General features: G+C 70.1%; 18 protein-coding genes and 1 tRNA gene. 16 read left to right on the top strand and 3 right to left on the bottom strand.

Annotated elements, in window-relative coordinates:
- The first annotated feature begins 11 nt into the window (after positions 1 to 11).
- Both ABI385_RS16810 and ABI385_RS16805 read left to right on the top strand, forming a co-directional pair.
- Complete coding sequence (locus ABI385_RS16810) at positions 12 to 1,508, top strand: NAD(P)/FAD-dependent oxidoreductase (RefSeq protein WP_348104911.1); 1,497 nt, start codon at positions 12 to 14, stop codon at positions 1,506 to 1,508.
- On the top strand, positions 1,508 to 3,763 hold the full coding sequence (locus ABI385_RS16805) for a glycoside hydrolase family 3 C-terminal domain-containing protein (protein ID WP_348104910.1): 2,256 nt from the start codon (positions 1,508 to 1,510) through the stop codon (positions 3,761 to 3,763). Before ABI385_RS16810 ends, ABI385_RS16805 begins: the two co-directional genes overlap by 1 nt.
- 23 nt (positions 3,764 to 3,786) lie before the next feature.
- Here ABI385_RS16805 and ABI385_RS16800 read toward each other — a convergent pair whose 3' ends face one another.
- A complete protein-coding gene (locus tag ABI385_RS16800; RefSeq protein ID WP_348104909.1) occupies positions 3,787 to 4,074 on the bottom strand; it encodes a DUF6703 family protein in 288 nt (95 codons plus the stop codon).
- A gap of 93 nt (positions 4,075 to 4,167) precedes the next feature.
- Here ABI385_RS16800 and ABI385_RS16795 point away from each other — a divergent pair, with 93 nt between their 5' ends.
- The 8 genes from ABI385_RS16795 (at position 4,168) to ABI385_RS16760 (ending at position 12,052) form a co-directional block, all read left to right on the top strand.
- Positions 4,168 to 5,592, top strand: a complete 1,425-nt coding sequence (locus ABI385_RS16795) for a glycine--tRNA ligase (RefSeq protein ID WP_348104908.1) — start codon at positions 4,168 to 4,170, stop codon at positions 5,590 to 5,592.
- Between the two features lie 118 nt (positions 5,593 to 5,710).
- Complete coding sequence (locus tag ABI385_RS16790; RefSeq protein ID WP_348104907.1) at positions 5,711 to 6,691, top strand: ABC transporter ATP-binding protein; 981 nt, start codon at positions 5,711 to 5,713, stop codon at positions 6,689 to 6,691.
- A gap of 1 nt (position 6,692) precedes the next feature.
- The gene (locus ABI385_RS16785; protein WP_348104906.1) at positions 6,693 to 7,499 is read left to right on the top strand and encodes an ABC transporter permease; all 807 of its coding nucleotides are present in this window, start codon (positions 6,693 to 6,695) and stop codon (positions 7,497 to 7,499) included.
- A 55-nt stretch (positions 7,500 to 7,554) separates the two neighbouring features.
- On the top strand, positions 7,555 to 8,793 hold the full coding sequence (locus ABI385_RS16780) for a histidine kinase (RefSeq protein WP_348104905.1): 1,239 nt from the start codon (positions 7,555 to 7,557) through the stop codon (positions 8,791 to 8,793).
- The gene (locus tag ABI385_RS16775; RefSeq protein ID WP_348104904.1) at positions 8,790 to 9,398 is read left to right on the top strand and encodes a response regulator transcription factor; all 609 of its coding nucleotides are present in this window, start codon (positions 8,790 to 8,792) and stop codon (positions 9,396 to 9,398) included. Before ABI385_RS16780 ends, ABI385_RS16775 begins: the two co-directional genes overlap by 4 nt.
- Positions 9,395 to 10,180 carry an alpha/beta hydrolase gene (locus ABI385_RS16770; protein ID WP_348104903.1) on the top strand — a complete coding sequence of 262 codons (786 nt, stop codon included), beginning with the start codon at positions 9,395 to 9,397 and terminating at the stop codon, positions 10,178 to 10,180. Before ABI385_RS16775 ends, ABI385_RS16770 begins: the two co-directional genes overlap by 4 nt.
- Complete coding sequence (gene dusB / locus ABI385_RS16765) at positions 10,180 to 11,379, top strand: tRNA dihydrouridine synthase DusB (protein WP_348104902.1); 1,200 nt, start codon at positions 10,180 to 10,182, stop codon at positions 11,377 to 11,379. The genes ABI385_RS16770 and dusB overlap by 1 nt, the downstream gene beginning before the upstream one ends.
- 1 nt (position 11,380) lies before the next feature.
- Positions 11,381 to 12,052, top strand: coding sequence for a YdeI/OmpD-associated family protein (locus tag ABI385_RS16760; RefSeq protein ID WP_348104901.1), 672 nt, complete (start codon positions 11,381 to 11,383; stop codon positions 12,050 to 12,052).
- On the opposite strand, the gene ABI385_RS16755 is transcribed toward ABI385_RS16760, so the two are convergent.
- The gene (locus ABI385_RS16755) at positions 11,977 to 13,347 is read right to left on the bottom strand and encodes a DUF6895 family protein (protein ID WP_348104900.1); all 1,371 of its coding nucleotides are present in this window, start codon (positions 13,345 to 13,347) and stop codon (positions 11,977 to 11,979) included. The two genes, ABI385_RS16760 and ABI385_RS16755, sit on opposite strands and share 76 nt — an antisense overlap.
- A 28-nt stretch (positions 13,348 to 13,375) precedes the next feature.
- A complete protein-coding gene (locus ABI385_RS16750; RefSeq protein ID WP_348104899.1) occupies positions 13,376 to 13,615 on the bottom strand; it encodes a hypothetical protein in 240 nt (79 codons plus the stop codon).
- A 149-nt stretch (positions 13,616 to 13,764) separates the two neighbouring features.
- Here ABI385_RS16750 and ABI385_RS16745 point away from each other — a divergent pair, with 149 nt between their 5' ends.
- The 6 genes from ABI385_RS16745 to ABI385_RS16720 all read left to right on the top strand — a co-directional run bounded on the left by ABI385_RS16745 (position 13,765) and on the right by ABI385_RS16720 (position 19,000).
- Positions 13,765 to 13,950: a hypothetical protein gene (locus tag ABI385_RS16745; RefSeq protein ID WP_348104898.1), complete on the top strand. Its 186-nt coding sequence runs from the start codon at positions 13,765 to 13,767 to the stop codon at positions 13,948 to 13,950.
- Positions 13,951 to 13,995: 45 nt separating this feature from the next.
- Complete coding sequence (locus tag ABI385_RS16740) at positions 13,996 to 15,237, top strand: deoxyguanosinetriphosphate triphosphohydrolase (protein ID WP_348104897.1); 1,242 nt, start codon at positions 13,996 to 13,998, stop codon at positions 15,235 to 15,237.
- A 62-nt stretch (positions 15,238 to 15,299) separates the two neighbouring features.
- Positions 15,300 to 16,001: a DUF2993 domain-containing protein gene (locus ABI385_RS16735; protein ID WP_348104896.1), complete on the top strand. Its 702-nt coding sequence runs from the start codon at positions 15,300 to 15,302 to the stop codon at positions 15,999 to 16,001.
- Between the two features lie 70 nt (positions 16,002 to 16,071).
- Complete coding sequence (gene dnaG, locus ABI385_RS16730) at positions 16,072 to 18,015, top strand: DNA primase (RefSeq protein WP_348104895.1); 1,944 nt, start codon at positions 16,072 to 16,074, stop codon at positions 18,013 to 18,015.
- A complete protein-coding gene (locus ABI385_RS16725; protein WP_348104894.1) occupies positions 18,015 to 18,563 on the top strand; it encodes a hypothetical protein in 549 nt (182 codons plus the stop codon). Before dnaG ends, ABI385_RS16725 begins: the two co-directional genes overlap by 1 nt.
- A 364-nt stretch (positions 18,564 to 18,927) precedes the next feature.
- Positions 18,928 to 19,000 (top strand) — tRNA-Asn (locus ABI385_RS16720).
- Position 19,001 lies beyond the last annotated feature (1 nt).

Here is a 19,001-nt window from a genome sequence, read left to right as displayed (position 1 = left end):
ACTCTGCGGGCATGGCAAGCACTGCACGCGAGACCGCGAAGGACACCTGGGACGTCATCGTCATCGGCGGAGGGTCGGCCGGTGAGAACGCCGCCGACTACGCGATCCGCGGGAGCAACCGGACCGCCGTGATCGTCGAGGCCGAGCTGGTCGGTGGCGAGTGCTCGTATTGGGCCTGCATGCCCAGCAAGGCCCTGCTGAGGTCGGTCCAGGTGTTCGACGAGGCCGAGCATCTCGCCGGTTCTGCGACCCGGATCAGCACCAAGGGGATCGACGTCAAGGCGGTCCTGGCGCGGCGTGACTCGTTCACCTCGCACCTCGACGACTCCGGGCAGGTCATGTGGGCCAACGGATTCGGCATCGACGTGGTCCGCGGACGGGCCCGGCTCAGCGGCCCAAGGACCGTCGAGGTGTCGGACGGCGACGGACCTGTCCGCCAGATCACGGCGACTCACGCGGTGGTCATCGCGACCGGCACCACCGCGGACGTGCCCGACATCCCGGGCCTGCGTCGGTCGCTGCCCTGGACCTCGCGCGACGTCACCAACATGCACCAGGTTCCCAAGCGCGTCGCGATCCTCGGCGGCGGCGTCGTCGCCTGCGAGTCGGCGACCTGGCTGCTCGGCCTGGGCGTCCAGGAGCTGACCCTCATCGACATCGGCGATCGTCTGATGGCGCGGGCCGAGCCCTTTGCGTCCGACCTGGTCCGCGCCTCGCTGGTTGCGGCCGGCGCGACGGTGCTGACCGACACCGCGGTGTCAGAGGTGACCCGAAAGTCGCCCAAGGACAACGGAATCGGGCACATCGCCGGGGGAGAGGTAGCGCTCCAGATCGGCCGTCGCCGCCGGGTGCTCGTCGACGAGCTCGTGGTCGCCACCGGCCGGACGCCAACCACCCAAGACCTCGGGCTCGAGTCGGCCGGCATCGCCGACACCGTCGCGTCCAACCACGGCTATCTCGCGGTCAACGACCAGCTCCAGGTCGAGGGCGTCGGCGGACGGTGGCTTTATGCCGTCGGCGACGTCAACGGTCGGGCCTTGCTGACGCACATGGGCAAGTACCAGGCCCGCATCGCCGGCGCGGTCATCGCCGCCCGTGCGGGAGGGCGGGAGCGGGCCGCCGGCAAGGACTTCCGCGATCGTGCGAGCGACCGGGTGGTCCCCTCCGTGACGTTCACGAGCCCCGAGGTGGCCAGCGTCGGGCTCACCGAGCGAGCGGCCCAGGACGCGGGGATCGAGGTCGAGACGGTGGAGTACGAGACGTCCGGCGTCGCCGGTGCCGCGCTGTTGCAGGACCACTACATCGGCCGCGCCAAGCTCGTCATCGACCGCTCGAAGGACACCCTGGTCGGTGCCACCTTTGTGGGCTCCGGGATGGGGGAGCTGTTGCATTCGGCGACCGTGGCCATCATCGGAGGCGTAACGATGTCCGACCTGTGGCACGCCGTGCCGTCCTACCCCACCGCGAGCGAGGTCTGGCTGCGGCTGCTCGAGGCGAGGCGCGCCTGATGGCCCAGAACACCCAACACACCCAGAACACCAAGGACACCGAGATATCCGCAGACCCGCTCACCTCCTGCACCCTCGAGCAGAAGGCGTCGCTGACCAGCGGCCTGGACTTCTGGCATACCAAGGCCGTTCCTGGGGTCCCGTCGATCATGCTCACCGACGGCCCGCACGGGGTCCGCAAGCAGGTCGCGGGCTCCGACCACCTCGGCCTGCAGGAGAGCGTGCCCAGCACCTGCTTCCCGCCCGCCGTCACCCTCGGGTCGAGCTGGGACCCCGAGCTGCTGGTGCGCGTCGGGGCCGCCCTCGGCGACGAGGCGCAGGCACTGGGTGTCGGCGTCCTGCTCGGCCCGGGCATCAACATCAAGCGCTCCCCGTTGTGCGGCCGCAACTTCGAATACCTGTCGGAGGACCCGCTCGTCAGCGGCGTCCTCGGTGCGGCGCTCGTCCGCGGGCTGCAGGGCCGCGGCGTCGGAGCGTCGGTCAAGCACTTCGCGGTGAACAACCAGGAGAGCGACCGGTTGCGGGTCAGCGCCGACGTCGACATGCGACCGCTGCGGGAGATCTACCTGCGCGGGTTTGAGCGGGTCGTGACGAGCGCGAACCCCTGGACCGTGATGTGTTCCTACAACCGGGTCAACGGTGTGTATGCGTCGCAGAACCGGTGGCTGCTGAGCACCGTGCTGCGGGACGAGTGGGGTTTCGACGGCCTGGTGATGTCCGACTGGGGGGCCGTCGACGACCGGGTCGTCGGCATTGCCGCCGGCCTCGACCTGGAGATGCCGGCGAGCGGAGGCCGCACCGATGCGCAGGTCGTGGCGGCCGTGCAGGACGGGACGCTCGACGAGCGCGTCGTCGACGTCGCCGCCGGGCGAGTAGCGACCCTCGTCGCACGGGTGCAGACCAACCGCCGCCCGGACGCGACGTTCGACGTCGACGACCATCACGCGTTGGCGCGCGAAGCGGCCGCAGCGAGCATCGTGCTGCTGCGCAACGACGACGACCTGCTCCCGCTCCCGCCCTCGACGTCGGTCGCCGTCATCGGGGAGTTCGCCCGCACCCCGCGTTACCAGGGCGCCGGCAGCTCGATGGTCAACCCGACGCGGCTCGACTGCGCCCTCGACGCAATTCGTTCCCTCGCAGGCGAGGACGTCGTCTTCGCTCCCGGCTTCGCACTCGCCGGCTCACCGTCGGCCGACGACGCAGCCGTGGCGCTGCGGGCCGAAGCGGTGGCTGCCGCGGCCGCCGCAGACGTCGCCGTCGTCTTCCTCGGCCTGCCCGCGTCGGCCGAGTCGGAGGGTTTCGACCGGTCGGATATCGAGCTGCCCGCCGACCAGGTCGACCTGCTCGACGCCGTCCTCGATGCCAACCCGCGCACTGTTGCCGTCCTGGCGAACGGTGGCGTGGTTCGGCTAGCCGGAGTGACCGACCGGGTGCCGGCCCTCGTCGAAGGATGGCTGCTCGGTCAGGCCGGTGGAGCCGCCGTCGCCGACGTTCTCTACGGCGTCGTCAACCCGTCCGGCCGCCTGGCCGAGACGGTTCCCGACCGCCTGCAGGACACTCCGGCATACCTGGACTTTCCCGGCGAGCACGGTCACGTGCGATACGGCGAGGGCCTGTTCGTCGGCTACCGCTGGTATGACGCCCGCGCGATGGGCGTCTCGTTCCCCTTCGGGCACGGGCTCTCCTACACGACGTTCGCCTACAGCGACCTCGAGCTCTCGGCGGCGGCCGGTGGTTTCGTCGCCCGGCTCGTGGTGACCAACACGGGTGAGCGCGACGGGAGTGAGGTGGTGCAGCTGTATGCGTCCCTGCCGGGTTCGAGCGTGGCGCGGGCCCCCCGCGAGCTGCGCGCGTTCGCCAAGGTGACCGCGTCGGCCGGGGAGTCGCGGACCGTGGAGCTACCGGTGAGCAGCGGAGACCTCGCGTACTTCGACACTCGGGCAGACCGCTGGGTGGTCGAGGGTGGGTCCTACCGCATCGAGGTCGGAGCCTCCAGCCGCGACCTGCGGCTGTCGGCGGACATCAACATCGAGGGAGACGACGTCCGCTTCCCGGTGACCAGGGACTCCTCGATCAGCGAGGCGCTGCAGGACGAGACGGTCGGGCCGGCCGTGCGCGCTGCCCTCGGAGGCTTCCTGGGCGACGATGACAGCGGACTGCTGACCGTGGTGGGGTCGTTCCCGCTCGGGCGGGTCGCGAGCTTCCCCGGGGTCGACGTGTCACCGGCGCAGCTGGACGCCCTGCTCGGAGGCTGACCGGCCCTCTGCTCGGCCCTGACTCAACCGCGAGGGATCGCCTGGACAATGGCGATGGCCAGGACGATAGCCAGAACGGCGAGCCGCATCAGCCGCTCGGGAAGGGTCTGGCGCGGCCACGTGTAGTAGACGAAGAAGGCGACCAGCAGGGCGACCAGGGCGGTGGCGACGAAGCCGACCCGGGGTACGGCGATCCCGACGACGACGAGCCCCAGCACGACAAGGAAGGCGACGATCCGGGGCATCCGCTCCAGTCGCTCGAGCACGGGGTATGCCGCGTGCTCGACCCGGGACCGGAAGGGCAGGCTCACCGGGCCAGAGTAGGGGAGCCCCCTCCTCCCGCTGTCCTGCCCCGGGCCGGATACTCGCGTGAGCGCGCCTCAGGCGGCCGATAACCTGGCGCCATGGCCAGTCAGTCCGCACCAGGCAGCCCCGGCAGCATTGTCGACACCGTCGTGAGCCTCTGCAAGCGCAGGGGTTTCGTCTACCCGAGCGGGGAGATCTACGGAGGCACCCGGTCGGCGTGGGACTACGGGCCGCTGGGCGTGGAGCTCAAGGACAACATCAAGCGACAGTGGTGGAAGGCGATGGTCACCCAGCGCGACGAGGTCGTCGGCCTCGACAGCTCGATCATCCTGCCCGTCCAGACCTGGGTCGCCTCCGGCCACGTGGCGACGTTCAGCGACCCACTTGTGGAGTGCCTGTCGTGCCACAAGCGGTTCCGGGCCGACCACCTGCAGGAGGCGGTCGCGGAGAAACGGGCGGCCAAAGGTGATGAAGTCGACCCCGACACGATCTCGCTCACCGAGATCGCCTGCACCAACTGCGGGACCCGCGGCCAGTGGACCGAGCCGCGCCAGTTCTCGGGCCTGCTCAAGACCTACCTGGGCGTCGTCGAAGACGAGTCCGGGCTGCACTACCTGCGGCCCGAGACGGCGCAGGGGATCTTCCTCAACTTCCTCAACGTGATGAACAGCTCTCGCCGCAAGCCGCCGTTCGGCATCGCCCAGATCGGCAAGTCGTTCCGCAACGAGATCACGCCCGGCAACTTCATCTTCCGCACCCGCGAGTTCGAGCAGATGGAGATGGAGTTCTTCGTCAAGCCCGGTGAGGACGAGGCATGGCACCAGAAGTGGATCGACGAGCGCACCGCCTGGTATGTCGGCCTCGGCATCAAGGCCGAGAACCTGCGCCACTTCGAGCACCCCAAGGAGAAGCTCTCGCACTACTCCAAGCGGACGGTCGACATCGAGTACCGGTTCCGGTTCGCGGGGTCGGAGTGGGGTGAGCTCGAGGGCATCGCCAACCGCACCGACTTCGACCTGACCACGCACTCCGCGGCCTCGGGCACCGACCTCGTCTACTTCGACCAGACCACTGGTGAGCGCTATACGCCTTATGTCATCGAGCCGGCGGCCGGCCTCTCGCGCTCGCTGATGACCTTCCTCGTCGACGCCTACGCCGAGGACGAGGCGCCCAACACCAAGGGTGGCGTCGACAAGCGCGTCGTGCTGCGCCTCGACGCCCGGCTCTCGCCGGTCAAGGCGGCCGTCCTGCCGCTGTCGCGCAACGCCGACCTCAGCCCCAAGGCCCGCGACCTGGCGGCGCAGCTGCGCCGACACTGGAACGTCGACTTCGACGACGCCGGCGCGATCGGCAAGCGTTATCGCCGACAGGACGAGATCGGTACCCCGTTCTGCATCACCGTGGACTTCGACACCCTCGACGACCACGCCGTGACGATCCGCGAGCGCGACTCGATGGCACAAGAGCGCATCCCGCTCGGCCAGGTCGAGGGGTGGTTGGCCCAGCGCCTCGTCGGCTGCTGAGACGTTCCCGACCCCCGGCCTGGGCCAGGATGTGGCGAGCTTGCGCGTGACAGTCGTCATGGGTGAGACGTGATATCTGGGTCAGTGTGCGAGGAGCCGCGACCGCCATGCTGGACCCATGACAACGACAGCAACCACGGTCGGCGGTAGCGCCGACGTGCTCGGGGGACCCGCCATCAAGGTGACGGGACTGGTCAAGAGCTTCGGCACGGTCCACGCCGTCCGCGGCCTCGACCTGGAGATCCAGCAGGGCGAGATCGTCGCCTTCCTCGGTCCGAACGGGGCCGGCAAGACCACGACCATCGACATGATCCTCGGGCTGTCCGAACCCACCTCCGGTTCGGTCGACGTCCTCGGCCAGTCACCGCGCAGTGCCATCTCCCACGGCCTGGTTGCCGCGGTGATGCAAACTGCAGGGCTGCTCAAGGACATCAGCGTCCGTGAGACGCTCGAGCTGACCGGTTCGCTGTTCGTCCACACCGTGTCGGTCGACTCGGTGATGCGGCGAGCAGGGATCACCGACATCGGCGACCGTCGGGTTGACAAATGCTCCGGCGGCCAGCAGCAGCGGCTGCGGTTCGCGATGGCGCTGCTGTCCGACCCCGAGCTGCTCATCCTCGACGAGCCGACCACAGGCATGGACGTCACGGGGCGCCGCGACTTCTGGGCCGCGATCCGCCAGGACGCGACCCGGGGACGCACCATCCTCTTCGCGACGCACTACCTCGAGGAGGCCGACGAGTACGCCGACCGCATCATCCTGGTCCGCCAGGGTCAGATCGTCGCCGACGGGACGGCCGCCCAGATCAAGTCGATGGCTGCCGGACGCACCGTCCGGGCGACCCTTGCCGGGGCGAGCGCTGAGTCGCTGGCGGGCGTCCCCTCGGCCGAGTCCATCGAAGTGCGTGGTGACACCGTCCGGATCCACTCGGGTGACTCCGACGCCGTGGCTCGCTACCTGCTCACGCAGACCGAGGCACACGACCTGGAGATCGAGGCCCGCGGGATCGAGGACGCGTTCATTGCGTTGACCTCGGACGACTCGCCCGGTGCGCCCGGCAACGAAACCAATACCCACACGACCTCGAAGGAGTCCTGACATGTCCAGTGCCGTCAGCCAGACCGCGGTCGCCGTCGACCGCGCCGCCCGCCGGGTTCCGGCGATGGGTGGGCTCAACGCCACCCTCTTGCGTATCGAGCTGATGCGTGTCCTGCGCAACAAGCGCACCATGATCTTCACGCTCCTCATGCCGGCCCTGTTCTACTTCATCTTCGGCGTCGGGCAGGACTACTCCGGTGAGAACGCCGGGCGAGGCAATGTCTCGGCATACATCATGATCTCGATGGCCGCCTACGGGGCGATGATCGCCGCGACCGGTGGGGGGGCCATGGTGGCCACCGAACGCGCCCAAGGGTGGAGCCGACAGCTGCGCCTGACACCCTTGTCGCCGGTCGTCTACGTCTTCGTCAAAATGCTCACCTCGATGATGCTGGGCGCGCTGGCGGTGGTCGTCGTGTTCGTCTTCGGGGCGTTCACCAAGGCACACATGGACACCGCAACCCTCTGGGTCGTGACCGCGCTCATCGCCTGGGCCGGGTCGATCGTGTTCGCCTCGTTCGGGCTGTTCATGGGCTACCTCCTGCCGAGCGAGAACGTCATGCAGGTCATCGGGCCCGGCCTCGCCGTGCTGGCCTTTGCCGGGGGCCTGTTCGTCCCGCTGACCGACGGGTCGACGCTGCAGAAGATCGCCCAGTTCACCCCGATGTACGGCATCTCCTCCCTGGCGCACGCGCCGCTCACCGGTGACTCGTTCCAGTGGACCTGGGTGGCCAATGTCGCGGCCTGGCTGCTGATCTTCGGGGGCGGTGCCGTGTGGCGCTTCCGCAAGGACACGGCTCGGGTCTGACCCCCGGACCTCTCCGACACCCACGCCCGACCCAGACATCGGTACCGTCATGACCATGCCCGACCCCGTCGCCCGCTACGAGACCAGGTTCAACCTGTTCGCCGCAGTGGGCGCTGGGGTCTGGCTGTTGTTCCTCGCCCCCGCCGTGCAGGAGGGCTGGAACGAGCGGGGTGCCGTGGTCGGCTGGGTCGGCCTGGTAAGCATCCTCGCTTTCTCGGCCATCTACGTCTGGTCCTTCATCTGGGGTCGCCCCATGCGGCGCAGCGGGGCCCTCTGGCGGGTGGTCGAGCCCCGAGCTGCCGCCATCATCGTCGTGCTTGTGGTGCTCGGGGCCGTGATGACTCTGACGGTGCACTCCGCGGGGTTGGGCGCGGCGGTCTACATCTCCGTGGCCGGGGTCACGCTCCTGCCCATCCGGTTCTCGATCCCACTCGCGATCATCTTGGCGGCACTGAGCGAGACGCTGGCCCGCATGGTGCCCGGGTGGGACGGCTCCGACGGCATCGCCCTGTCGGTCATGCTGGCCACGCTGGCCGTGTTGAGCATCTGGATCGCCATGCGGCGTAGCCGCGACCTCGTCCTGGCGCAGGAGGAGAACTCGCAGCTGATGATCGGTGAGGAACGGGCCCGGATGGCGCGCGACCTGCACGACATCCTCGGCCACTCCCTCACCGTGATCGCCGTCAAGGCCGAGCTCGCCGACCGGCTCGTGGACGTCAGCCCCGAACGGGCTCGGGCCGAGATCGCCGACATCCAACGGCTCTCGCGCGACGCGCTCGCCGATGTCCGTCGCACCGTCGACGGCGTCCGCGAGCTCAGCCTTCCCGGCGAGATCACCCGGGCGCGTGCGGCTCTTGAGGCTGCCGAGATCGAGGCAGACCTGCCCGGTACGACCGACGAGGTGCCGACCGAGAACCGCGAGCTGTTCGCGTGGGCTCTGCGCGAGGGCGTCACCAACGTGGTGCGGCACAGCTGCGCCGCGCAGTGCACGGTGACGCTGGCGCCCGACCAGATCACTGTCGCCGACGACGGGCGGGGTAGGCCGGACGCCGCCGTCGTCGCGATCCGCGACGGACACGGGCTCTCGGGGCTGCGCGAACGGGCCGCGGCGGCGGGGGCGCACGTGGTCGTCGACGCGCCAGTGGCAGGCGGCTTCCGAATGACGCTGCGGATGGGTCATCCGGCGGCGGTCCAGGCGGAGAAGGCCCCACTGCTGCGCGAGCTCGTCCACGAGCCCAGCGGATCCGTCAACCCAGTCGACTCGGTCGACTCGGTCGACCAGGGCGTGCGGTGACCATCCGGCTGCTGCTCGCGGACGACCAGGCCCTCGTCCGTGGCGCGCTCGCCAGCCTCCTCGACCTGGAGCCGGACATGCAGGTCGTTGCCGAGGTGGGTCGCGGCGACGAGGTCATCCCCGCCGCGAAGGAGCACCTCCCGGACGTGGCCCTGCTCGACGTGGAGATGCCCGGAGGTGACGGCATCGCGACCACCCGCGAGCTGCGGGCCGCCATGCCGGGGGTCAAGGTGGTCATTGTCACGACCTTCGGACGGCCGGGTTTCCTGCGTCGGGCGCTGCTCGCAGGAGCGACCGGGTTCGTCGTCAAGGACACCCCGGCCCGACAGCTCGCAGACGCCGTCCGCCGGGTGCATTCGGGCCTGCGCGTCGTGGACCCGACCCTCGCCGCGGACAGCCTGGCCGTCGGCGACTCACCGTTGACGACTCGCGAGGCCGAGGTGCTGCGCGCCGCTCGCGAAGGCGGCAGCGTGAGCGACATCGCTCGCGTGGTCTTCCTTTCCGAGGGCACCGTCCGCAACCACCTGTCCTCGGCGATCGGTAAGACGGACGCCCGCAACCGCGCCGATGCCGTGCGCGTCGCCGAGGAGAACGGCTGGCTGTGAGTGCTGCGACGGGACCGCAGCCGGCGGTCCGGCTGGTCCTGGTCCACGGGTCGCGCCTTTCGCACACCCAGTGGGACCCGCAGGTACGCCTGCTCGCCTGCGACCCGTCGCTGGCCGCGGGCCTCGAGGTCGTGACACCTGACCTCCCTGGGCATGGGGCCCGCGCGGCGGAGCCGTTCACCCTGGACGCCGCAATCGACGTCATCGACGCGGCCGTCGAGTCCGCGTCCCCGTCCGGCCGTCCGGCGCCCTCGCGGGTCGTCGTCGTCGGACACTCACTCGGTGGTTACGCAGCGATGGCCTACGCGGAGGCCCACCCGCGCCGACTCGACGGCCTGGTGCTTCTCAGCTGCGCGGCCGTGCCCCGAGGGGTGGGCGCCGCGGCATACCGAAGCGTCGCCAGCCTGGCGGACCGGCTCGGAGAGGTGCGGATGACCACCCTGGACAACCGCCTGCTGCGCCGGTTCTACCCACCCGACGTGGTGGAACCCATCATCGCCGGCGGATACTACTTTGCCCCCACCGCCGCCGCCTGGCGGGAGGTCATGGCCCGCTGCGGACCCTGGATGTTGCGCGCGGTGAGCTGTCCCGTCCTGGTCGCCGGAGGCCGGTACGACCAGCTGATGATCCACGCCCGTCGGTATGCCCGCGAGGCCCCGCAGGGGCGGGTCGTCGTCATCCCGCGAGCCGGTCACTTCGTGGGGCTCGACCAGCCCGAACGGGTCACCCGGCTGCTCGCGGACTTCGCCCTGTCAGTGCCAGATGGGAGACTGTTGGCCTGATGAACACCGCCCAGACCCTGCTGCCACCGCTGCGGATCGGCCGACACGTCATCGCGTCCCCGGTCGTCCTGGCGCCGATGGCCGGCATCACCAACCGCGCCTTCCGCCGACTCTGCCGCGAGTCGGGAGCTTCGTCCGCCGGTGCGCCGAGCACACCGTCGGGAGCCACGTCCCTCTACGTCAGCGAGATGATCACGTCCCGCGCGCTGGTCGAGCGCAACGCGACGACGATGCGTCTCATCGAGCACGACCCCGACGAGAGCCCTCGCTCGATCCAGCTCTACAGCGTGGACCCGGCGACGGCACGCGCCGCGGCACGGATCCTCGTGAGTGAGGACCGGGCTGACCACATCGACCTGAACTTCGGCTGTCCTGTCCCCAAGGTGACGCGCAAGGGCGGTGGCTCGGCGCTGCCCTGGAAGCGCGACCTCTTCAGGGCGATCGTCGCAGCGGTCGTCGAGGAGGGGGCGCGTGGCGACGTGCCGGTCACCATGAAGATGCGCACCGGCATCGACGACGAGCACCTGACCTATCTCGAGGCGGGCCTGGTCGCGCAGGCCGAGGGCGTGCACGCCGTCGCACTGCATGCGCGAACCGCGGCTCAGGCCTACTCCGGCACGGCCGACTGGTCGGCCATCCGACTGCTCAAGCAGACGGTCACCGACATCCCCGTCCTCGGCAACGGCGACATCTGGTCGGCCGAGGACGCCCTGCGGATGACCGCGGAGACCGGCTGCGACGGGGTCGTCGTCGGCCGCGGCTGCCTCGGCCGTCCGTGGCTGTTCGCCGACCTGGCCGCGGCGTTCTCGGGGTCCGGGGAGCGGGCCCTGCCAAACCTCGGGGAGGTCGCCGACACGATGCGGCGGCACGCGGCATACCTGGTGGACTTCTACGGCGACGAGGGGCGTGGCTGCCGTGACATCCGCAAGCACGTTGCGTGGTACCTCAAGGGGTTCCCCGCCGGCGGGACGCTACGCACGTCACTCGCCCTGGTCGACACGCTCGCTGACCTCGACCGCATGCTCGAGACCCTCGACCCCGCGGCCCCCTGGCCGGGGGACCACGCCGAAGGTCCGCGTGGTCGCTCCGGTTCGTCGCGCCGCGTTGCTCTCCCCGACGGGTGGCTCGACTCCCGCGAGCTCAGCCCGGAGCATGCTGTGCGGATGGCCGAGGCCGAGCTGTCGGTCTCGGGAGGCTGAGGTGGGGAGTCGACTCGGGGGGACACCGGAGCGGCCGGCGTTGCTCTTCGACGGACCGGAGGACTTCCGGACCTGGCTCGAGCTTCACCACGAGAGCGAGACAGAGCTCTGGATGGGGCTGACCAAGAAGCACGTCGAGCCTCGGGGCCTCACCTGGGAAGAGGCGGTCCCCGAGGCGCTCTGCTACGGCTGGATCGACTCGCGTGCCGAGCGCATCGACGAGGATCTCCGCCGGCAACGCTGGACCCCACGGAAGAAGACCAGCACCTGGAGCCGGGTCAACCTCGATCTGGTCGAACGACTGACGGCCCAGGGTCGGATGCGACCCAACGGGATCGCCGCCTGGGACGCTCGTCGCGAGGACCGGCAGGCGACCTACGCCTACGAGCAGGCCGGCCTGCTCGCTCTTCCCGAGCGATATGCCGCCCAGCTAGCGGCCAACGCTGCGGCCGCGGCGTTCTGGTCGCTGGCGACGGGGAGCTATCAGAAGATCTGCATCAACTGGGTCCTGTCGGCCAAGCAGCAGGCCACGAACGATGCTCGGATGGACCGGCTGGTCACGGACAGCGCCGCGGGCTTGATGATTCCGAGCCAGCGCTACGGGACCGCGCCCAGCTGGGTGGCTCGGGCTGCGGCGGCGGCGGCCGAGGCGGCCGAGGTGTCCCCGGGCTGATCGGCTCGGCGCTGCTCCAGTGCGTGAGCCAGCCCCACCCGGCTGCGCAGGAACGCGGCGGCATGCGGCACGACCGGGTTGTCGAGCAAATCGTGCTCCACTGCCAGCTCGAGCGCCCGGCGCACCGCGGCGACGTCGTCCCGCTCGGCGGCCCTGCGCAGCGCGATCCGCAGCAGCAGAGGCGCAAGTTCCGCCTGTGAGCTCGGCCCCAGCCGGTCGAACGCGCGTAGCCAGCGTCCGACCGGCTGCCCGGCAACGGCCTCGACCAGCAGTCTGAGCGCCGCGACGGTCTGCGCCCGAGGCGCGTCGTCCTCCCCCGGTGAGGGCCGGTCCGCCTCGCGGTCCGCCTCGGCAGCGAGCGTGCAGGCGCAGAGAATGCCCATGACGATCGACGAGTGGTACGAGGTGGCGAGCAGGTATGCCTCACCGCTTTCGCTACCGAGCGCAGCGTGTGTCTCTGTCGAGAACTGCGGTCCGACAACGAGTCCTGTCTCGTCCTGCGCTGCCGCCAGGAGGCGCCAGGCGAACCGGGCGATGGCCGACGGTGTCGCACCCAGCATCGGCCACGTCCAGAGCGCCTCCGCCGCCAGGTCGAGGTTGCCGCTGTCGAGCGCGACGGCCAGCGCCGTCTCGGCGTCGGCGAGAACGTTGTCAACCGGGCGCGGGAGGGTCGTGACCCGGCGGCCGCTGTCGCTGGCATACATGACGATGTGGGTGAAGGAGTAGAGCTCGAGCAGGGAGCAGGTGACGGGGTCCAGCGGACGCCCGATGACCGAGCTGGCGAGGAGCGCGGTCTCCACCGGGAGGGTGCTGGGCGCAGCGCCCGTCCACAGGAATCGCAGCCAGAGCTGTTCGAGGGCGCGCGTCGGCGTCCGTTCGAGCCCGGGGTGGCCCTCCGCCGGGACCACGCGGTCGAGCAGGTCGTCGACCGTCGGGTCGGGCAACCCGAGGTCGCGTAGATGCAGGTGGCCGAACCCCTCGTCGAGAGCCGTGTCGGGTCGCACACAGAGCGAGGCCAGCAGGTCCGTGCTGCGGACATGCGGGGCGACGGTCCGCGCCAGCGCGGACACCGCCGCGCGAAGCACCGCGTCGTCGCCCAGTACGGCGGCCCGGTGCGCCGCGCGTAGTAGCAGGCAGGTCTCGCCCAGCACCTTGCTCGCGACCAACGGGCCGATACCCGGCAGGTCGGGAAGAGCTGGTGGTTCCGGACCGGTTGCCGCGTCCACGGCGGCTGCAGCGATGCGCAGCGCGCCGTGGACCCGGCTGGTGAGGTCGAGAACCGAGCTCGCACTCATGCGTGATCCCGCGGTGAGCAGTGGTCGCTCAGACGTGCTGCTGCCCGAGCTGCTCGAACTGGCTCACGTTGGCCCGGTTCATCACCGGACCAATCCCGCAGTTCCACACGGCGTTGCCGTTGATGATGGTGGCGAAGTCCTCCCCTTCGAGGAGCGCCCGCTCCCCGTAGGAGCTGAGAACGCCGGCGATGGCCTCGAGGTTGATGGCCTTGCTCTGGACCAGTGCCTCGACGACCTCTTGCTGCAGCTTGCTTCTCTGGTACGGCATCGACGAACTCCCTTTGTCTCGATGTTCACCACCGGCCCACTGCCGGTAGCACCAGGGAGGAGCGCCGAGGCAGGCCTGCCGATACCAGCCCTACTAGGGTGATTGGGTGGCATGGTTGCTCGCGCAAGGGTCCGGGTTCTTCCGCAGGGGTGACGACGGCGCAGGACGAGGACGACGATGACCACGCGTTCGGCACCGACCTGGCCGTCGCCGGCGGCCCTGACGAGCTCGTCGTCGTCCCGCAGAACCTCATCGCCGCTCGGTGGGTGAACTTCGAGCGAGGTTGGCTCCCCGGCGTCGTCGCCCACCTCGTGCGCGTCCGCGACTCGCGCTGACGGATCGGCGCGCCCCGCATCCGGCGCGCGGCATACATTCACGACATGTCCACCACCGGCAGCTACAGCGCACGAGACCGCGAGCGGTGGGTGGCTGAGGACCCGGCGCACAAGCGGGCCGATCGCGACGACTTCGCCAGGGACCGGGCCCGGCTGATTCACTCCGCATCGTTGCGCCGGCTGTCGGCCAAGACCCAGGTGGTCCAGCCGGGCAGCGACGAGTTCGCGCGGACCCGCCTCACCCACTCGCTCGAGGTGGCGCAGATCGGGCGTGAGTTCGGCGCGGCTCTGGGGTGTGACGCCGACGTTGTCGACACCGCCTGTCTGGCGCACGACCTCGGTCACCCGCCGTTCGGGCACAACGGCGAGGCGGCGCTCGACGCGGTCGCCGGCGCGATCGGTGGTTTCGAGGGCAACGCGCAAACGCTGCGGGTGCTGACCCGGTTGGAGCCCAAGCGGTGGCACCAGGACGGCCGTCCCGCCGGCCTCAACCTCACCCGGGCCAGTCTGGACGCCACGACCAAGTACCCCTGGCAACGCGGTGAAGCTCCCGTCCCGACACCGAAGTTCGGTGTCTATGCCGGCGACCTGCCGGTCTTCGACTGGTTCCGGGACGGCGTGGCGCCCGGTCGCCGATGTATCGAGGCCGACGTCATGGACTGGAGCGACGACGTCGCCTACAGCGTCCATGACATCGAGGACGCCATCGCGTCGGGGAGTATCGACCCAGGCCTGCTGCACACGCGAGCCGAGGTCGCGGTCGCGTTCGACGTGGCCAAGGTGACGTATGCCCCGGACCTCACCGAGGACGACTTCGCGGCCGCCCTCGACCGACTTCTGGCCACAGGCGTGATTCCGCTGCAGCACAACGGAACCCGTCAGGACCTAGCGGCACTCAAGGACATGACGAGCCGGTTGGTCGGACGGTTCGTCCTCTGGGTCGAGCAGGCGACACGGGCCCGGCACGGCGACGGCCCGCTGACCCGTTACAACGCGCACCTCGTGATCCCGGACGAGGTCCGGGCCGAGGCATCGGTGCTCAAGGCCGTCGCCGCACATTTTGTGATGTTCGCCGACGAGCGAATCGCCGTGATGGAACGTCAGCGGGAGGTCGTCGTCGACCTCGTGGCGGGGTTCCTGACCGACCCGGGCCGGCTCGACCGCGACCTGCGCGCCGACTTCGAGTCCGCGCCCGGCGACGGCGCCAGGCTGCGGGTCGCCGTCGACCAGGTGGCGGCCCTGACCGACGCGCGTGCCCTGAACCTGCACCGCGACTGGGCCTCATGAGGTCGCGATGACGTCGACCGCATACGGTTGAGGCTCGTGGTGGGGTTGACCAGGGAGCGCACGTGAGCACTGGCAAGGCGGTGGGTGGGCTGGTCGCGATCACCCTGGTGCTCGGCGGCGGCCTGGTGGCGGCCGACCGCTTCGCCGCGTCCTACGCCCAGGACTATGCCCGCGACGCGGTCAACTCCCAGCTGAAGGCGAAGGGGGAGACGCACGTCGACGTGCACGGTTTCCCCTTCCTCACCCACGCCATCGGGGGGACGTTGGACGAGGTCACGGTGACCGTTCCGGCAGCCACCGTCAATGACCTCCCTGTATCGGACGTCGCGGTCGACGCTCGCCAGGTCAAGGTCGACGCGTTCTCCACGCAGAGGCATCCCACCGCGGGAGACGTCGTGGTCCAAGCGACCATTCCGGTCGCCTCGCTCCAGTCCGCGGTGAAGAAGCAGAGCAACCTCGACGTCTCTCTGTCCGTCGAGGGGTCGGTCCTACGGGCCACCGGCACCATCCTCGGCTTGAGCTTGAAAGCCGCCGTCACCCCACGAGTACAGACGGGCAAGCTCCTGGTCGGCATCTCGGACGTCACCCTCGGCGACCGCGCGGTGTCTGTCGACTCCTTTCCGGCGCTGCACGACGCGCTCAGCGGGATCACCGTGCCGATCCAGGGTCTTCCAGCGGGTATGTCGCTCACCGGTGCGCAGGTCGTGCCCACCGGCGTACGTGTCACGGCATCGGGCACCAACGTCGCCCTCCCGGTGAGCTGACCGGTCCCTGGTCACCCAGCCTGGGGATTGCCGCCGGACGCACCGCCACGGCGACCTAGACTCGGCCACTGTGGCGGGACGCATCAAGGCCGAGGACGTTGCCGCGGTCAAGGAGCGCACCTCGATCGAGGACCTGGTCCGCGAGCACGTCACCCTGCGCCGTTCTGGCAGCAGCCTGGTCGGCCTCTGCCCGTTCCACGACGAGAAGAGCCCGTCGTTCAACGTCAGCCCGCTGACCGGTTACTACCACTGCTACGGCTGCGGTGAGGGGGGTGACGCGATCTCGTTCGTGCAGAAGGTCGAGCACCTGAGCTTCATCGAGGCCGTCGAGAAGCTCGCGCAGAAGCTCGGGATGGAGCTGCACTTCGAGGACGGCGGCGCCCGGGGCCGCGACGAGGGGGGCATCGGACGACGCGCCCGGTTGGTCGAGGCGCACCGCGTCGCGCAGGAGTTCTACGCCGACCAGCTGCTGACGACGCCGGCGGCCCGGGCCGGCCGCGACTTCATGCGCGCCCGCGGCTTCGACAGCGCCGCGGCCACCCAGTTCGGGGTCGGGTATGCGCCTCGTGGGGGAGAGGACCTGGCCAGACACCTGCGGTCGAAGGGCTTCCAGGACGACGAGGTTGTCGCCGGAGGGTTGGCCGGTCACGGCAGCCGCGGGCTCTACGACCGGTTCCGGGGCCGGCTCGTCTGGCCGATCCGTGACATCACCGGTGACACGGTGGGCTTTGGTGCCCGCCGGCTCTACGACGACGACCGGATCGAGGCGAAGTACCTCAACACCTCGGAGACTCCTGTTTACAAGAAGTCGACCGTGCTCTACGGCCTGGACGCGGCCAAGAAGGCGATCGCGCGCGACCGCACGGCCGTCGTCGTCGAGGGCTACACCGACGTCATGGCCTGCCACCTGGCGGGTGTCGAGACGGCGATCGCCACCTGCGGGACGGCCTTCGGGGTCGAGCACATCAAGACGTTGCGTCGGATCATGCGCGACGAGGCCGACCTCGCACCTGCCCGGGTGATCTTCACGTTCGACGGCGACAAGGCCGGACAGAAGGCCGCCATGCGCGCGTTCCAGGAGGACCAGCGCTGGGCGTCTCAGTCGTTCGTCGCCGTGGAGCAGTCGGGCAAGGATCCGTGCGAGCTGCGCCAGGCCGAGGGCGACCTCGCGGTTCGGGCCCTCGTGGAGGACGCGGTCCCGCTGTTCGAGTTCGCGCTGCGCACGACCGTCGGGAGGTTCGACCTCGAGACGGTGGAAGGCCGGATCCAGGCCATGCGTGCAGCCGCGCCCATCGTGGCCGAGATCCGCGACCGGTCGCTACGCCCCGAGTACACCCGGGCGCTCGCGGGCCTGCTGGGTCTCGAGGTGGAGCAGGTCGCCGCCGAGGTGGCGCGAGCCGGGAAGGCGGGTCAGAAGCCCCCGGTCGAGCAGCGGACCCAGCAACACCTGGAGCCGTCCGAGGCCTCCCTGGAGCCCACCGCCGCCGAGCTGCGCGATGCGATGCCCCGGCCGGACCTGCGCGACCCGGTCGTCATGGTCGAGCGGCAGCTGTTGCAGGTGGTCCTGCAGCTCCCTTCGTTGGTCGACGCGGACAGCCTCGACCTGCTGGACTCGTCGGCTTTCAGCGCCCCGGCGCACCGTGCGGTCTTCGACGCCATCGTCGGGGCGGGGGGCATCCGGGCTCGATCCTGCGGCTCGGCCTCCAGCTGGACCGACGCGGTCGTCGCCGCGGCTCCCGCGGCCGTCCACCCCCTCATCGCCGAGCTCGCCGTCGCGTCGTTGCCTGTGACGCCCGAGCGCGCGACCGGTCTGCCGAGCCGCCGGTATGCCGCCTCGCTCGTCCTGCGACTGCGTGAGGTGGTCCTGACCCGTCGGATCGCCGACGCGATGAGCCAGCTGCGCCGGCTCGACAGCTCGGGAACGGCCGACCCCGAGCAGCAGCGAGAGCTAGGGCAGCGCCTCCAGCAGCTCCAGCGCGAGCTGGCGTCGATGCGCGACCGTGAGGAGTCTTGATGAAACTGCCGCTGTCCCGGCGCCGCGACCATGCGGTGCCCGCCGCCATCGTGGCTGTCCTGGGTGACCTGAAGCGGGACCGAGTCCTGTCGGGAGCGGGCGATGCCGACTCCCGGGCCTGGCTGGTCGCCAGCAGCTACACGATCTCCTTCGTCGACCCCGGCCAGGACGCGGGGGACGAGCTGGTCTGGTCACGGCCCTGGCACCTGGTCGACGCAGGCTCGTGGAGCCGTGAGGCGTCCACCTTGACGCTGACCTGGGTCGACAAGGCCGCCCCGGCCCAGCTGCGGCTGGGTGACGGACTCGGCGAGCGCGAGTTCCTGCAGACGCTGAGGGAGCGGGTCCAGGCCAGCGTGGTCCAGACCGAGGAGCTGGCCCTGTCCGGGCGGCGCACCGGACGAGCGGTGATACGTCAGGACCTGCGCACCGGAGAGCTGCTCGAGCAGGTCGTGCTCGGCCGTGGAGTCCGCGAGGACGACGAGGTCCGGTTCGCAGCGGACCGGGCGCTCACCTCACTGCGTGAACAGGTCGGTATGCCGCACCCCTGAGCGCGTCGGTCGCCGCCTCGGGTGCCGACGCTGCCGGGCCACGAGGAATGACGCCTCGGAGCACTCTCGTGGCCCAGGGGGTCCGGCTGCCACGACCGATGACGCCTGGGGCAATGGTCGTGGCCCAGGTGACGAGCGGGCCGCCCGCAGCCCAGTTCGCGCAGCTCCGCCGTGAGAGCGCCTGGCGTCTCGCCGGTGTTTGGTCGCCGTCTCGAGTCTGGATGACCGGCGCCTTTGTCTGCGTCCGACGTTGTGGTGGCCAGGGCGACCGAACTGTCAGACGCAACGAGGCCGGCTGTGAGCGGGTCCCCGATTCCGTTGATCGGGGCGCCCTTTGCTACTCTTGCGGCCGCGCACGTCGCGGTCCCCTGTAGCTCAATTGGCAGAGCAGCCGACTGTTAATCGGCAGGTTGTTGGTTCGAGTCCAACCGGGGGAGC

Origin of the sequence: Lapillicoccus sp., assembly GCF_039935575.1 — a bacterium.
In the GTDB taxonomy this organism is placed as follows: domain Bacteria; phylum Actinomycetota; class Actinomycetes; order Actinomycetales; family Dermatophilaceae; genus Lapillicoccus.
The sequence above is the reverse complement of the archived record's forward strand: the minus strand, read 5'-3'. Positions and strand labels throughout refer to the sequence as shown.

Coding starts and splice junctions, on each gene's coding strand:
- ABI385_RS16810 (WP_348104911.1), top strand. CDS start 12: ATGGCAAGCACTGCACGCGAGACCGCGAAGGACACCTGGGACGTCATC.
- ABI385_RS16725 (WP_348104894.1), top strand. CDS start 18,015: ATGAAACTGCCGCTGTCCCGGCGCCGCGACCATGCGGTGCCCGCCGCC.
- ABI385_RS16755 (WP_348104900.1), bottom strand. CDS start 13,347: ATGAGTGCGAGCTCGGTTCTCGACCTCACCAGCCGGGTCCACGGCGCG.
- ABI385_RS16790 (WP_348104907.1), top strand. CDS start 5,711: ATGACAACGACAGCAACCACGGTCGGCGGTAGCGCCGACGTGCTCGGG.
- ABI385_RS16750 (WP_348104899.1), bottom strand. CDS start 13,615: ATGCCGTACCAGAGAAGCAAGCTGCAGCAAGAGGTCGTCGAGGCACTG.
- ABI385_RS16785 (WP_348104906.1), top strand. CDS start 6,693: ATGTCCAGTGCCGTCAGCCAGACCGCGGTCGCCGTCGACCGCGCCGCC.
- ABI385_RS16795 (WP_348104908.1), top strand. CDS start 4,168: ATGGCCAGTCAGTCCGCACCAGGCAGCCCCGGCAGCATTGTCGACACC.
- ABI385_RS16740 (WP_348104897.1), top strand. CDS start 13,996: ATGTCCACCACCGGCAGCTACAGCGCACGAGACCGCGAGCGGTGGGTG.
- dusB (WP_348104902.1), top strand. CDS start 10,180: ATGAACACCGCCCAGACCCTGCTGCCACCGCTGCGGATCGGCCGACAC.
- ABI385_RS16780 (WP_348104905.1), top strand. CDS start 7,555: ATGCCCGACCCCGTCGCCCGCTACGAGACCAGGTTCAACCTGTTCGCC.
- ABI385_RS16805 (WP_348104910.1), top strand. CDS start 1,508: ATGGCCCAGAACACCCAACACACCCAGAACACCAAGGACACCGAGATA.